Raw genomic sequence first — 14,711 nt, 5'->3', positions numbered from 1 at the left:
TTCAGAAGGTTTTTTGTTAATGTGTAGATATGTTTTGCCGCTGCTTCCACTTTTGCCGGCAGAGGTAAACAATCCATAAAAGAAGTGGAATGATCAAGCCGTTCGTATAATGCCAGGCTGCCATGGGATAAACAAGAGTTCTTACATAATAAAACACATTGGGGGTTACCAAAATGGTCATTCCATACACAAGCGCCCCCGCAGGTATAATAAAAGGTTGAACATTAGAAATTCGAAACAACTGGGTTATACCGAAAGTAAAGGCAAAGAAGAAAATGACTCCCTTAAAATAAGCGACTAGTGCCCAGAGCAAAGCAACCAGTGATTCAATGCGTGTAATATAATTCAGCTCATTAATTTTGGTTGAAAGGGCAGATGAAATGTATGGACTGTAGTTGGTCACGAAGGGTCCAATCACAAGCAGGGAGAGCAGCAGAAAGAGGCTAATCAGTACTCCGCCTAGAAGCGATGCGAGCAGCATATCCCTTTTAAAATGACCTTTTTTGTTGACAAAAGGGAAAACCATGAGCATGATAGACATTCCGGCAAAAGGCATTGCCGCGCCTGGAACCATCCCTTTAGCAACTGGAGCGAGCCCGTTTTCCAAAACAGGACGTACATTAGAAAGGTGAATTTGTGGTAGCAGCGCTAGGATCAAGCCACTAAAAATGAATATATACACAGGTATCAAAATCTCGCTAACCCGACTAAAGGCTTCAATTCCCGCTAATGCAGCAAGCACAAGCATCAAAACTTCCATCGCCAGTAGAACGCGCAAAGGAGTGTCCTCAAATATCTGTGTAGTCAGATAATCACCTACCTCTCTCGCATTAAGGACGACACCCATGAAGAAATAAAACAAATACCAGCAGGAGATAATGGTTCCGAACACGGGCCCCAAAATTTTGCGAATCGCTTCAATAAGTGTAAGATTCGGGTGGAGTTCATGAACGCGAATAAGCACGTAAATAATGATTAAGCCCAGCGGGATGGACAGTATGGAGCTGATCCAGGCATCCTGATGAGCAATATGTGTAATCATAGTCGGATAGATTAAGAGCATATCCCCGATTAAACTCATAAACATCAGGACAGTCACTTGCCGAACGCTAATACGTGCTTTTTTTGACATGTGGCTGTCTCCTTTCTAAAAACCAAATACATGTGATACAAAAGCGTTAACAGGGTTGTAGATGATTTCAATCAGCACCAGCGGGCTTGGCGTAACCTCTGATTTAGCGGCAAGGACACTAAGCCATGTGCCTATTCCGAGCATAATGATGTACACGAACATATCTTTAAAGCGATGTTTTCGATACAAGCCTGGCAAATCTTTGGCAGCAATGGCTAGACCGATACAGATAATAACAGTGGTGATTAGCACGGTGAAGGCTCCTTCCGTTAAAGGGTGTGGATCAACTGGGTTCCAGGCTGTGGCGGCCTTTCGATCTTAACTTGTATACGATAAGCAGCAGCGAAGGAAGGACAACAGAATCCGTCAAATCCCAATAAATCCAGGCATGGACGATCGTATCCAGATAGTAAGTAATATTAGGCGCCGACACGATAATCAGACCAAACAGGATCATGAAGCTAGGACCAAGAAAGGTCCGAACATTATTTAATCGCAGTAGCTGAGTCATTCCTAAGGTAAAGGCATAGAAGTGTAAAATGGTTTTAACAAAGGTAGTGATAATCCAGGCAGTACTCATCATGGATTCAATTCTCTGCAAGAAATTTCCTATGTTGATCTTTTTAGATAGCGTATAAGAGGTGTACACGCTATGTTCGGTTACAAAAGGGCCCAGCACCAGGAGAGAAACTAGGAGTAGTACGCTTAACAGAATACTGGCAGCAAGTCCGGAAAGTAAAACGGATTTTTTTAGACCCGGTTTTTTGCTCACATAGGGAAAAATCATGAGTAAAAAAGCTAGTTCACCGAATGGGTAGGAGAGCGCAAATAGGCTGCCCTCCATAATTTTAGGAATACCTTGCTCCATAATGGGCTTAAGCTGCTGACTGTCACATTGGGGAAGCAAGCATAGGATTAAAAACAAAGCAAAAGCCAAGCATAATGGAAATAAGATTTGAGCCGTACGCGCAATGGGTTCCAATCCCATATACATCCCCCACATCAGCACAAGGATGAAGAGTAAATTGATCACGGGAAGAGGCGTCATCACATAGGTCTGACTGTTCATAAAATCTCCGACTTCTCTTAAATAAATCGCTGAATTCATCATTAAATGGAACAAATACCATATGGAGATGAGGGCGCCTAGCCACGGACCCAAAATTCGCTGGCAGAGCTGAACAAAGGTGAGATCAGGATACAGCTGATGTACCCGCAGGAGTAACAGTAGTACAGCCAGTCCTGCAGGGATGCTAAGTAATGAGCTGATCCAGGCATCCTGCTTGGATATGCTAGTAATGAGGGAGGGGTATACCAGTACACAGTCTCCAATAATACTCAAAAATACGAGTACGGCTATATTTGTAATGCTGATACGCCCTTTCTCCTCCACCAAGCTCACTCCTTTATTTCTTTTTGGAACGATTCAAACAAGGAACCAATTTTTTTGATCGTAGTCTTTGCCTTGTATTCAATCTGTAAATCCATAAATGGATTTTCTTTTTCTTCTTTTAGTCTTTTCCAAAGCTCTGGTTTGGACTGGTGGATCAGTTGACCAAAGCCGAATATGTCTGACTTAAACTCACGTCGAACAGTCTCTACGGAATGCTTCATAATTTCAACGATTTTTTCATTGCTTGCGGCCTCAATTTCTTTGATATCAGCCATACTGCTTAACTTCATATGCTTACAGTTGACCTCTCGTACTGTGCTGTCGTTAGTAACGGATATGGAGATAACAGGCTCTCCATCGCGAATAAGCACTTTTTTTTTGGGTGTTACTGCTTAAGGTTAATAAGGCAATGTTCCCCCCTCCCTGACAGTCGGCATGTCCTGTAGTTGACTCCACTGTATTCCGAATGTAGTTGAACCCTTTGCTGTCTTGATTATTGATCCAGCCCAGCAAGCGGTCTTTCTCTAATACACCAATGCCAGAGAACCTTAGTATGGTTCCAGGAGATATGCTTTTGGTGGCATCTACACCTTTTTCATTGGACGATTCTATATCCCCCACTGCTTCCAATGCGGGTAGAGTGGACTGGATGTCTGGATTAGCCAAGTCGCTCAGCAATTGATCCATGGTTACTTTGGTGGCAGGAGCCCATGTTTTAGTTAACGTATCCAATGAAGCAAACATTTTATTGGCTGGCAACTTTTCCAGTGGAGTGGGGATCTTTAACATCGTAGAGGCCTTATTATTTTTAGCTATCGCAATATAAAAGTCGCTTCTGGTAAAAGGCTCTCGCATCAAGGCTTCAATCGCATCCGAAATTCCTCTTCTCGCGTACTCTTCACCTAAAATCAGCATACGAATATGAGATAAATAGATGGATCGCGGGCTTGTATCCGTCATTTTTTGAATAGCCTCTTGAATCGTGGGCGCAGTAGCCTCATAAGTAACAACTGGTGAGCCTGAGCTGGGTGAGGATTTGGAGGCTACAGCAGAAGGAATGACCACCTGAGCAGTCACCTGATATTGGTCTCCTTCCATGTCCACTCCGATCCCAATAGCGATGCCCAGCTCGTTTAATTCTTTACGATCCCAGCAACCACCTAATAGTAATGCAATCAGTCCCCAGACGAAGAACAAATGTATGGTCTGTTTCATGGCTGATCCCTTCTGGTTTTCGATTTATTGCCAATCCGTCTTTTTTTCGTTTTTTGACGAATTGTATTTTGGATAGAGATGGATTGAGGCCGTGTCTTCATGCGAGGCCAAGGTAGGCGAAACAGCGTATCTTTTATATCGCTTTCCACATAGGGACCAAACGGGCTCATATAAGATACTCCGAACGATCGCAGACTGGTTAAGTGCAACAAAAGTACGATTAACCCCATCAATATTCCCAGAAGTCCAAAGGCTGCCGCTAGCATCATTAAGGCGAAGCGAACAATACGAACCGCTATCGATAAACCATTTTCTGGAATAACATAGCTGGAGATCGCTGTGATTGACACAATAATGACCATAGCCGCCGAGACCACTCCTGCATCCACGGCTGCTTGTCCAATGACCAGTGTACCTACAATGGATACGGCTTGCCCGACGGTCTTGGGAATTCGAACTCCTGCTTCACGCAAAATTTCATAAGTTATTTCCATGAGCATCGCCTCGACAAAAGCCGGAAACGGTACGCCTTCTCTTTGTGCAGCGAGACTGACCAATAAGTTTGTAGGAATCATCTCTTGATGAAAGGTAGTTACCGCAATATATACTGCTGGCGCAAGCATAGCGATAAAAAAAGAAAAGAAGCGTAGCATACGCAGCAAAGTGCTGATGTCAGCACGCTGGTAATAATCCTCTGCCGACTGGAAAAATTGAACGAACAATGCAGGTATCAGCAGAACAAATGGTGTTCCGTCCACCAAAATAGCAATTCGCCCTTCCAGCAGGCTGGCAGCGACTGAATCCGGACGCTCGCTGTTATAAATGGTTGGGAATGGAGTGAAGGTCTCATCCTGAATCTCCTCTTCGATGTAACCCCCTTCCAGGATTCCGTCAATATCAATTCGGTCCAAACGATCTCTCAGTTCCTGAATAACTCCTTCGTCAGCGATTCCTTTGATATACATCACGGACACATTGGTATGAGTCACTTGACCGATCTGTCTTGTTTCCATCCACAGCCGCGGATCACGGATTCGCCTACGTATTAGAGCTGTATTGGTACGCAAATTTTCAGTAAAACCCTCCATTGGACCCCGTACAACAGTCTGGGATTGGGGCTCGCTGACATTGCGATCCTCCCAACCGACCGCATCAATCCATATGCCCTTTGCGTATCCATCCAGCAAAATGATAATACTGCCGGATAACATTTGATTGAATAGGGCGTCCATTTCATCCACACTACCTGAGTGACCCGCAATTAAAACCTGATCCTTTAAATAGTCAAATGGCTCTACGTCCTCCGGTACATGATGTTCGTTTACCCGCATCAATGAACGCAGGACGGAATCATGAAGTAATTGAGTGTTGACCAGACCATCGATATAAAACAGAGCTGCTGGCCATTTTTGCATCCATAATAGCTCTTTAATGATTACATCTCCGCTGTTTCCAAAAGAGCTCTCGATATGATTTACATTATCTTTCAAGTTAGAGGATACATGAGTAAGTGGACAACTTTTATTCTGATTTGGCATACGTAAAATCCTCCGATATTGGAGTTTGTTGGCTTAGTATGCTCTGAATATATGGATTTATGCCTTGACGGCTGCAAAGTAATCTGATGATTAGTGCTAAATGGTTAATTATATTTTTGTTTAATTTATGGAGTCTGTCGTATTAGAACTGATTAGAATGGTAGATTGGCAGTACAGGGAGTTATTCGCTGCAGGTAACATTAATGGAATTGGGGGGGCGTTTCTCCGTATAGCTTTGTTGGCTTTAATATAACGGCTTATGGGTTCGGGGTTTAGCGTAGGTGTCTTACTGTCTAGTGGGTGATTCCTTTTTTGGTCCTGTCATCTGCGGAGGGTCTGCTTATTACCCGCATATTTGGAGACATTATTAATGCAGGAGACCCCATTGTATTTACAGGGTCCATTGTTGGGTATGCTGACGACGTAGAACCAAGGTATGATCGGAATGTCTATGTTTGGAGCAGGGGTAGCTCGAATCATGAGCCGCGAATGTGGGCTCGGCTGAAGGAGTTTAACTATTCCGTGTCATCTTTGCTGCTGGTTTTTACTGATTTTTTGGATTTGTATAGCGATCCAAACAGGAAGCTTCTCCACCGATATATAAAATACAGCAGGATTACGAATCCAACCGCTGCTGCGATTCGTAGTGCGTACAGCTCTACCAAATGGAAAATGGCATCCCATTGCGGGCCAAACAGCTTGCCGATGCTTAGAAAGAGGACGACCCAGAATAAAGCACCGCTGTAAGCATACAGGACAAATTTACGGAAAGAAAGAGCTATAATTCCAGCAAAATAGCCGGTAAAATGCCTGACACCTGGGATGAAATATCCAAGGAAAATAAGCCAGTATCCATAATGTTGAAACCATTTTTGTGTTTTCTGTAGCTTGTCCGGCGATAACAAAACCCATTTGCCGTATTTCTGAATAAAGGGAAGTCCAGCCCATTTTCCAATAAAGTAGGTAATGGTCATACCGATGGTTGTGCCCAAAAAAGCTAGCAGCACCAGCTTGCTGAAATCCAGAGTACCGGCATAGGAGAGATATCCCGCATAAGCCATCGTGGTTTCCCCGGGAAAAGGCAAGGCAATAAACTCCAGCAGCAAGCCGAAAAAAAGGACGCCGTATCCATATTCTTCGAACAATTGCGCAATCCATTTCAGCACATCCATCGTGTACACTCCTACGGGCAGATTAAGTAATTTAGAATCAATTTATTTTATCAATCTTTTCATGACCACTCAACTATGGTTGATTTCTTGACGTGTTGTTTTATCGTTGCGTATAATGAAACGAACAATTGAGGGAGGCACGGTAATGAATAAGCCTAATGAAATCGTTGTAGTTCTCGATTTTGGAGGACAATACAACCAGTTAATTGCAAGAAGAATTCGGGATCTCGGCGTATATAGCGAGCTCCTTCCATACAATACGCCTGCGGAGAAGCTGAGAGAGCTGGCGCCGAAAGGAATTGTTTTCTCAGGCGGACCTTCCAGCGTATACACAGACAATGCTCCTCAGGTGGATCGGGCAATTTATGATCTTGGCATCCCTATCTTTGGTATTTGTTATGGCATGCAGCTGATGGCCCACCAACTGGACGGTAAAGTAGAACGTGCGGGCAAGCGTGAATATGGCAAAGCAGACGTGCAATTCAATGAGGATGCCCGTTTGACTAAAGGGCTGGACTCTCGTCAAACGGTATGGATGAGCCATGGCGATCACGTTACAGATCTGCCAACTGGCTTTACACTGGATGCGGGAACAGAGAGTGCTCCGATTGCTGCGATGAGTAACCTGGAGCGGAATCTGTATGCGGTACAATTCCATCCAGAGGTGCGTCATTCTGTTCAAGGTAATGAGATGATTAGCAACTTCCTGTATGAAGTGTGTGGTTGTGAAGGCAACTGGACCATGGAATCGTTCATTGAAGAGCAAATCCGTGAAATCCGCCAACAAGTAGGCGACAAGAAAGTACTGTGCGCTTTAAGTGGCGGCGTGGATTCTTCCGTTGTAGCCATGCTTATTCACAGAGCGATCGGCGACCAACTGACATGTATGTTCATTGATCACGGACTGTTGCGCAAAGGTGAAGCCGAAAGTGTAATGGAGACGTTCGTTGGTAAATTTGATATGAAAGTTGTCAAAATTGATGCACGTGAGCGTTTCCTGTCCAAACTGGCAGGAGTGGATGATCCAGAACAAAAACGTAAAATCATCGGTAACGAGTTTATTTACGTCTTTGAAGAAGAATCCGCTAAATTCGATGATTTTGACTTCCTGGCACAAGGCACGTTGTACACAGATATTGTAGAGAGCGGAACAGCAACGGCACAAACTATCAAGTCGCACCATAACGTGGGCGGTTTACCGGAAGACATGAAGTTCAAACTGATCGAGCCACTGAATGCTTTGTTCAAGGATGAAGTGCGTAAAGTCGGCGAAGAATGTGGACTTCCGGCCGAAATTGTATGGCGTCAGCCATTCCCAGGTCCGGGTCTTGCCATCCGTGTATTGGGCGAAGTGACAGAGGACAAGCTCAAGATTGTCCGTGATTCTGACTTTATTTTGCGCGAGGAGATTGCCAAAGCGGGTCTGGATCGGGAGATTTGGCAATACTTCACCGCTCTGCCGAATATGAAGAGTGTTGGCGTTATGGGCGATGCCCGTACGTATTCCTACACCGTAGGTATTCGCGCAGTAACGTCGATCGACGGTATGACCGCCGACTGGGCGCGTATCCCTTGGGACGTGTTGGAGAAAATCTCCGTTCGTATTGTCAACGAAGTGGACAACGTCAATCGTATCGTGTACGACGTAACTTCCAAACCACCAGCAACAATCGAATGGGAATAAGCGTGGAGACTCCCGCATCTTAACCACGAACCCTTTGAGATTTACCAATACAACATCAGGCTCCTCTGCATCGGCGAAATATCGCTATGCGGTGGGAGTCTTTTTTTACGGGGGCAAGGTCGAAACTTTGCTCGGGAAAGTTTACTGCACGGCAACCTCAATCGACGAGGTTTAGCTAAAGGCGAACAGCATGGCCTCATGCGACGGAGATATAAAGTCATTTGTTATTACAAAACAGAATATGAAGTTGAAAAAAAGGAGATATTATGCAATGGTAATGTCTCCTTTTTTTATATGAGTTTATTAGCTTCAAGCTATAAATAGCTTAAATCAAGTATGGAATTAAACGTTTATTTTCATGTCATCCTTTAATGGTGTCATGTTTTGATACCAATATATTTTATAATTTATCTAGATTAAAGTGTTACATATCCCGGTTCATTAAACGCTACTAAGGAGAATAAAGAGATGAGAAAATTATTTTTGTCGTCCTCATTTAAGGATGTTGCACCATGCTTAGTTCATTTTGCCGATGAAAACTTGGAAGGAAAAAAAGTCACTTTCATCCCAACCGCAAGTATTCCAGAGAAAGTTAAGTTTTATGTGAATACAGGGAAAAAAGCATTAGAGAATTTAGGATTAATCGTGGATGAAATCGAAATCAGCACAGCAACATGGAATGAAATAGAGAGTAAAATTAGAGGAAATGACTATATTTATATGACCGGAGGCAACACATTTTATTTACTTCAAGAGTTAAGAAGAACTGGAGCTGACAAAATCATTGCTGAGGAAGTTAATGCAGGGAAGTTGTATATAGGCGAATCGGCAGGTTCGATGATTTTATCACCTAATATTGAATATGCCCGACTTATGGACAATGTGCAGGAGGCGCCTGCTTTGGATTCCTTTGCTGCACTCAGGGCAATTGAATTCTATCCAGTCCCTCACCATACGAACATCCCGTTTAAAAAAGCGGTGGAGAACATCATTGAGAAATATGGCAGCCAATTAAATTTATATCCAATCAGCAACGAAGAGGTTATTTTGGTTGAAGGTGATAGTATAAAAGTCGAGAATGCATGACTTCCTTAAATAAAGGAGAATTTCAACTGATAAATATTTTAAAGAACCTTCAATCCACATCTATCTTGGTATTGAAGGTTCTTTTTTTTAATTCTAACTTACCATACGATCTTTTTCCCGGTTGCAGCCGATTCCTCGATGCGGTCCAGTAACTGATGTAGTTTTAAGGCATGGTTGAAATCGGGGGCGAGACGGGTGTCCGTCAAAATATCCCTGGCAAATACATGATGAGCTTTGGCTACATTCAGGGTTACCCCTTCTTTTGGGAAATCCAGGGTATTATCAGGTTCATGAGCTATACTGATTGTTTCAAAAACACCGTTAGGCGCATGACTCTGCTCATTACTTGGATCATATATCAGTTTTTCAAGCGTCAGATTCCCAAATTGAATATGTCCAAGCGAAGGATTCTGTGACAAACGCAAAATGCCCTTTTTCCCCTGAATCTCTAGCTCAAACTTAGAATTCACTCCACCTTGAATGTGAACGGATGTCGGTGCTCCATTTTCCATTAGTCCGTGAATCAGAATTTGATCGGCAGTATCCTTGGAAATGACTTCGCCCGTTTCATGAATAGTGGCTTCATTATAACGGGAGGATGTGATGGCCGATAGCTCACGGAATTCGCCAACGATGTATTGTAGCGCATCCAAGGAATGCCCTCCGTTAATGGTCAGTAGGTTGGCACCACTGGCTCTATTCAGCAGATAAGACGTATCCTGATTTGTTCGTCCTCCTTTGCCGGGAGTAGCTACTTGCATATGACAGGATACTATTTCACCAATTGTCCCGTCTTCCACCAGCTTTTTCATCATTTGCACCTCAAAATCCTGACGTGCCTGCAAGCCGACGGTATGATGGATGCCCGCCATTTCCGCCGCCTTAGCCATTTCAGTAGCTTCCGCAGTGTTGGCCCCCAGAGGCCACTCACAAAAAATATGCTTTCCCTCTTGAATAGCCGCCATCACCGCCTCATAATGATGGGGAACTTTTACGCTCACCACGACCATGTCCACATCCTCGGAAGCTGCGAGCTTTTTGGCATCGTCAAAAGCTAATGTTGCCCCTACGTCCTCTGCACTTTTTCGTGCACTCTCCATACGGGAAGTGCCGATGGCCGTGATATCCAAGCTCGGGTGCTTGAGCAAAGCAGGAATATGCGTTTGGCTGGCCCATTTGTTATTCATCGAACCTCCTATGATACCTGCACGAATCTTCTGTTTAACCATGTGCCATCCCTCCTAATTTTAAAATGTGAGTAGAAAATAACGCTCAAGCCCAATATAATACACTTAACTCATAAAGAATAATGCTTGTTAATGATGTAGATATCATTTTATTTGATGGGAGGTAAAGCGGTGGATATTCAAAATATGCAGGCATTCGTTTCGGTGGCAGAGCTTAGAAGTCTAACAGAAGCTGCCCAGAAGCTGAATCATCTGCAATCGAATATGACGGCAAAAATAAAGAAGCTGGAGACCTATTATGGCACAGCGTTATTTTACAGAAAGCCTCGTGGTATGGAACTGACACCCGCAGGCGAAATTTTATACGCTCAGTACAAGCAAATTTTGCTGCTATGGCAAGACACGGAGATGAAAATGAGACCCCAGGAGGAAAAACTGCGCGTCGGCACGATGCAGTCCATTGTAGCAGGCGAAACAACAAGGGCGCTAACGAAGGTATATGAGATGTATCCGCAGGTTTCGGTGACATTAAAAACGGGAACCACCACGGAAATGGAACAATTCATCCTCGACGGAGAGCTTGATATTGCTTTTGTTACAGGATATCCTACCAACCCATATATTCATTATCAAAAAATATGCCGTGAAGAGCTGGTGCTGGTGGGGAAAGGTATACACGAAGGTTCGGATCTCCAGCAAGTACTACAAGGAGCTTCTATTATCATATTGTCGGATAGCTGCCTATACCTCACGCATTTAGAGAAGATGTATCAGGACATGCAATTGACCCATGGTGAGGTTGTCGAGGTTGGAATATTTGATACGATGGTGGAATTCGCTCTAATGGGAATGGGAATTACCCTTATGTCCAAAAAGCTGGCCCGGCAATTTAAAGTAGCATCCTATCTACTCGTTCCTCCGGTTTTTGGCTACATGGATACATATTTAATATCCCGTCCCAATCACAAAATGACATCAATCGAACATAAATTTATCGAAATCAACAATACGATCTAATAGATAGGAGAGACATCGAATGCCAATTAATCAAGGCAAATACCAAGGTAGCCATGCTGTATTTCTGGGCGATAGCATTACGTTTGGATATGACTTGCGTGATGGAGAAAAGCCATAGCCCCAACTTTTTTTGTGATATGTAGACTTGTCTCATGGCTTGTTTATTTATAGTGAGGGTGTATAATACTTGATGTATCAATTGATGGGTCAAGTATCAGAAGGAGGAGAGATAGTCATCGAACATTGCTCTGAAAAAAGCCAGTTATTTTATCGCATGCATCTTTTGTGTAAAGAAATGAATAACGCTTTTGAAGCACAGTTAAAAACCAGCTTTACCAAGGTCGAAATTTTGTATCATATTGACCATCGTCAGGAATTAAGTCAGCTGGAGCTTCAACATCTGCTCGTTCTGGATGGTGCAGCAGTGACCCGGCATCTGAAAAGGCTGGAAGAGGAAGGTCTGATTTTACGCAGTAAAAAAGAGCAGGATAAGCGTGTAACTTATATACGTTTAACCGAATTAGGGATTCAAGAGCTGCAAGTTTTGACAGAGCAAAGACAAGCCTTTCAGGAACAACTTCTCTACAATTTTCAAGACGAGGAAATTGTGGCTTTAACAGATGCACTACAGCGTATGTCTAGCAATGTGAAGAATATGTAAAAATATGCGAGGACAAAATGATTTTGGAGGCCACTCGATGAAGATTTTAGAAGACTATTTTCACTACTATGATTTAGCAAAAGATGATGAGTCGAGCAGAGAACGATTAATCAGCCTTTTTTCCGAGAAGATTGAGTTTGTATTGAATGGTAATCGAAAACAAGGCATGAACAGTTGGAAAAGCTTTTTGAACATGTTCTTCGAGGGGACGCTCGAAATCAAGCATATGTATGAGGGGTGGAAGCTTGTTTCCGAAGAAGCTGATACCTATCAAACTAAATGGGCAGTGTGCGGTAAAAAAGTAACAGGCGAAGTTTATACACTTACTGGAGTGGACAAAGCCGGACTGGATACAGAAGGGAAGATCGTTTATCTGGAAAATATACCAGATACAGCGGATGCTTTTGATAAGTATAAAAATATCTGATTATCCTAAATAATAACCCGCCAGCTGTATAATAGCTTGCGGGTTATCTATTTTCCGAACAATACATATGTGTTCAATTTGTAACATTCGTTTTTTCTGTTGACAAGCCGTAGGCGAGAGCCTAAAATAACGGATGTAATATAGCGTATATGAAGGCGAATATTACAGCAATTGAACGACAACAATACGAGTATGCTTTGCGTAGGAGGAATTACGACTCATGGAGCGTTTCTTTAAATTAAAGGAACATGGCACGAACGTCCGCACCGAGATTATTGCGGGGATCACTACTTTTATGACCATGGCTTATATCCTGGTGGTCAACAATACCTTTTTGGGACCAACTGGAGCGGGGATGCCTAGTGAAGCTGTTTTCTTTGCGACAGCAGTAGGTGCAGGTTTAGTAACCATTCTGATGGGCTTGTTTGTAAATGTGCCGATCGGTATGGCACCAGGGATGGGCTTGAATGCTTATTTTATGACTGTAGTCTTGAGTTCTAATGGGATGATTACTTGGCAAGCGGCACTTGGCGCTGTATTTATATCCGGTATCGTCTTTCTGATTTTAACTGTTACCCGGGTTAGACAGATGCTGCTTGTTGCAGTTCCGGAAAATTTAAAAACCGCTATTACAGTTGGTATCGGCTTGTTTATCACAATTGTTGGCTTCAAGCTTTGTAATCTGGTTATGGTGAGTATTGTTCCAGGGACAGATGTTGGTCAACCGGTTCCGGGTCATGCTTTTAATTTGGTTCTGGGTAGTCTGGTACATCAAAAGGATGCGCTGCTGGCGCTAATCGGGTTGCTCATTATCGCAGCGTTGATGGTCGTTCGGGTCAAAGGCGCATTGCTGATTGGAATCGTAGCTACTACATTAATCGGTATTCCGATGGGTGTAACGAATCTGAGTAGCTTGACAACAGGCCACTGGATTCCAAATTTCGGCAATTTGGCAGTAGGTCAGCTAGACCTGAAGGCAGCTTTGCATATTGGTTTGTTTGATATTATTTTCATCTTCACATTTGTAGAGTTGTTTGATACGTTCGGTACGTTGGTAGGTACAGCTACACGCGCAGGCATAATGAAAGATAAGAAAAAAGGCGAGAAAATTATCGGTAAAGCGATGCTGGTAGATGCTGTTGGCGTAAGTACTGGTGCGGTATTGGGTACAAGTACAATTACAGCATTTGTAGAAAGCTCCGCAGGGGTAGAAGAAGGTGGTCGTACAGGTCTCACTGCTGTAACGACAGGCGTTCTGTTCTTGTTGGCCCTCTTTATTGCGCCGCTGGCACTGGTTGTGCCCTCTGCGGCTACTGCTCCGGCTCTGATTATCGTTGGGGTGTTGATGATGAGTCAGGTTCGTAATATTGACTGGGATAACTTCCTGTTGGCATTCCCAGCGTTTCTGACTATTGTTTTGATGCCTTTTACAGGTGGAATTGCGAATGGTATTTCTGCTGGTATTCTGTCTTACGTTGTGCTGGCTGTGTTCAGTAATCTGTTTACCAGCAATAAAGTTAAAATTCACTGGCTTATGTGGGTGCTTGCTATAATTGTAGTAATCCGCTTTGCCTTTATGGGCTCCGAATAATTCAGTAGATATAAAATACAGAACCTCTTTCCTGTTGGTTTAAAAGGGAGGAGGTTCTTTTTTTTATAGTTAAGCACGAGTAAAAACAAAAGAGTTAATATATGAAAGAAAACGATTAATAAATATGTGTTGTGAAAATTTATATACATAATACTTGCAAACTAAAATTACATATGGTATATTCTAATTCCGGCCAAGAAACACAAGGTTGTGAGCGAATGTTTCAAAAGAGACTTTTGAAAAAAAAACTTGCAAAGTTGGTTGGGATGTGGTAGGATATAAGAGTTGATGAAGCGACAAGCTGATTCGAAATAAAGTTTGATCTTTGAAAACTGAACAACGAGTGAGTAAACTGATTTTGTTCGCAAAATCAAACAAGAGATATTTTATCTCGTCAGTTTCAAAATGAGCTAATCGCTCTTTCTATATTGTTTCATCTTCGGTTCTTCTCCTTGGAGTGGATGAAGATGAAACAGGTTGACGTTACTTTGTAACGTCTTTAATGGAGAGTTTGATCCTGGCTCAGGACGAACGCTGGCGGCGTGCCTAATACATGCAAGTCGAGCGGGGTTAGTTAGAAGCTTGCTTCTAATTAACCTAGCGGCGGA

12 protein-coding genes, 1 rRNA gene and 1 pseudogene are annotated in these 14,711 nt (G+C 43.1%); 7 read left to right on the top strand and 7 right to left on the bottom strand.

Annotation, left to right across the window (positions count from 1 at the left end):
• Positions 1 to 16: 16 nt before the first annotated feature.
• From C400_RS0123360 to C400_RS0123335, 6 genes and pseudogenes are all read right to left on the bottom strand, one after another.
• Positions 17 to 1,132 carry a GerAB/ArcD/ProY family transporter gene (locus C400_RS0123360; protein ID WP_016819309.1) on the bottom strand — a complete coding sequence of 372 codons (1,116 nt, stop codon included), beginning with the start codon at positions 1,130 to 1,132 and terminating at the stop codon, positions 17 to 19.
• Between the two features lie 15 nt (positions 1,133 to 1,147).
• Positions 1,148 to 1,384 carry a hypothetical protein gene (locus C400_RS0123355; protein WP_016819308.1) on the bottom strand — a complete coding sequence of 79 codons (237 nt, stop codon included), beginning with the start codon at positions 1,382 to 1,384 and terminating at the stop codon, positions 1,148 to 1,150.
• 31 nt (positions 1,385 to 1,415) lie between these two features.
• Positions 1,416 to 2,525 carry a GerAB/ArcD/ProY family transporter gene (locus C400_RS0123350; RefSeq protein ID WP_016819307.1) on the bottom strand — a complete coding sequence of 370 codons (1,110 nt, stop codon included), beginning with the start codon at positions 2,523 to 2,525 and terminating at the stop codon, positions 1,416 to 1,418.
• A 5-nt stretch (positions 2,526 to 2,530) separates the two neighbouring features.
• A pseudogene (locus tag C400_RS0123345) lies at positions 2,531 to 3,740 on the bottom strand (Ger(x)C family spore germination protein).
• A complete protein-coding gene (locus C400_RS0123340; RefSeq protein WP_017428422.1) occupies positions 3,737 to 5,278 on the bottom strand; it encodes a spore germination protein in 1,542 nt (513 codons plus the stop codon). The pseudogene C400_RS0123345 and the gene C400_RS0123340 overlap by 4 nt, the downstream one beginning before the upstream one ends.
• A gap of 515 nt (positions 5,279 to 5,793) precedes the next feature.
• Positions 5,794 to 6,450, bottom strand: a complete 657-nt coding sequence (locus C400_RS0123335) for a DedA family protein (RefSeq protein WP_017428421.1) — start codon at positions 6,448 to 6,450, stop codon at positions 5,794 to 5,796.
• A gap of 145 nt (positions 6,451 to 6,595) precedes the next feature.
• Between C400_RS0123335 and guaA the strand changes: the two genes are divergently transcribed.
• Positions 6,596 to 8,134, top strand: a complete 1,539-nt coding sequence (gene guaA / locus C400_RS0123330) for a glutamine-hydrolyzing GMP synthase (RefSeq protein ID WP_017428420.1) — start codon at positions 6,596 to 6,598, stop codon at positions 8,132 to 8,134.
• 468 nt (positions 8,135 to 8,602) lie between these two features.
• Positions 8,603 to 9,220, top strand: a complete 618-nt coding sequence (locus tag C400_RS0123325) for a Type 1 glutamine amidotransferase-like domain-containing protein (protein ID WP_017428419.1) — start codon at positions 8,603 to 8,605, stop codon at positions 9,218 to 9,220.
• Positions 9,221 to 9,318: 98 nt separating this feature from the next.
• On the opposite strand, the gene C400_RS0123320 is transcribed toward C400_RS0123325, so the two are convergent.
• Positions 9,319 to 10,449, bottom strand: coding sequence for a Gfo/Idh/MocA family protein (locus C400_RS0123320; RefSeq protein ID WP_017428418.1), 1,131 nt, complete (start codon positions 10,447 to 10,449; stop codon positions 9,319 to 9,321).
• Positions 10,450 to 10,578: 129 nt separating this feature from the next.
• Between C400_RS0123320 and C400_RS0123315 the strand changes: the two genes are divergently transcribed.
• The 5 genes from C400_RS0123315 to C400_RS0123290 all read left to right on the top strand — a co-directional run.
• A complete protein-coding gene (locus C400_RS0123315) occupies positions 10,579 to 11,424 on the top strand; it encodes a LysR family transcriptional regulator (protein WP_017428417.1) in 846 nt (281 codons plus the stop codon).
• Between the two features lie 187 nt (positions 11,425 to 11,611).
• Positions 11,612 to 12,085, top strand: coding sequence for a MarR family winged helix-turn-helix transcriptional regulator (locus tag C400_RS0123305; protein ID WP_026065503.1), 474 nt, complete (start codon positions 11,612 to 11,614; stop codon positions 12,083 to 12,085).
• Positions 12,086 to 12,122: 37 nt separating this feature from the next.
• Positions 12,123 to 12,512 carry a hypothetical protein gene (locus C400_RS0123300; protein ID WP_017428414.1) on the top strand — a complete coding sequence of 130 codons (390 nt, stop codon included), beginning with the start codon at positions 12,123 to 12,125 and terminating at the stop codon, positions 12,510 to 12,512.
• Positions 12,513 to 12,732: 220 nt separating this feature from the next.
• Positions 12,733 to 14,103 carry an NCS2 family permease gene (locus C400_RS0123295; protein WP_017428413.1) on the top strand — a complete coding sequence of 457 codons (1,371 nt, stop codon included), beginning with the start codon at positions 12,733 to 12,735 and terminating at the stop codon, positions 14,101 to 14,103.
• A gap of 499 nt (positions 14,104 to 14,602) precedes the next feature.
• A 16S ribosomal RNA gene (locus C400_RS0123290) occupies positions 14,603 to 14,711 on the top strand; the annotation flags it as partial.

The organism is Paenibacillus sp. ICGEB2008, assembly GCF_000307675.1.
Classification (GTDB): domain Bacteria; phylum Bacillota; class Bacilli; order Paenibacillales; family Paenibacillaceae; genus Paenibacillus; species Paenibacillus polymyxa.
Note: the sequence above shows the minus strand (reverse complement) of the source record. Positions and strands in the feature narration are given on the sequence as shown.

What these genes read in the sequence shown, in the direction of transcription:
- C400_RS0123360 (WP_016819309.1), bottom strand. Translation starts at nt 1,132, where the DNA reads ATGTCAAAAAAAGCACGTATTAGCGTTCGGCAAGTGACTGTCCTGATG.
- C400_RS0123340 (WP_017428422.1), bottom strand. Translation starts at nt 5,278, where the DNA reads ATGCCAAATCAGAATAAAAGTTGTCCACTTACTCATGTATCCTCTAAC.
- C400_RS0123335 (WP_017428421.1), bottom strand. Translation starts at nt 6,450, where the DNA reads ATGGATGTGCTGAAATGGATTGCGCAATTGTTCGAAGAATATGGATAC.
- guaA (WP_017428420.1), top strand. Translation starts at nt 6,596, where the DNA reads ATGAATAAGCCTAATGAAATCGTTGTAGTTCTCGATTTTGGAGGACAA.
- C400_RS0123325 (WP_017428419.1), top strand. Translation starts at nt 8,603, where the DNA reads ATGAGAAAATTATTTTTGTCGTCCTCATTTAAGGATGTTGCACCATGC.
- C400_RS0123320 (WP_017428418.1), bottom strand. Translation starts at nt 10,449, where the DNA reads ATGGTTAAACAGAAGATTCGTGCAGGTATCATAGGAGGTTCGATGAAT.
- C400_RS0123300 (WP_017428414.1), top strand. Translation starts at nt 12,123, where the DNA reads ATGAAGATTTTAGAAGACTATTTTCACTACTATGATTTAGCAAAAGAT.
- C400_RS0123295 (WP_017428413.1), top strand. Translation starts at nt 12,733, where the DNA reads ATGGAGCGTTTCTTTAAATTAAAGGAACATGGCACGAACGTCCGCACC.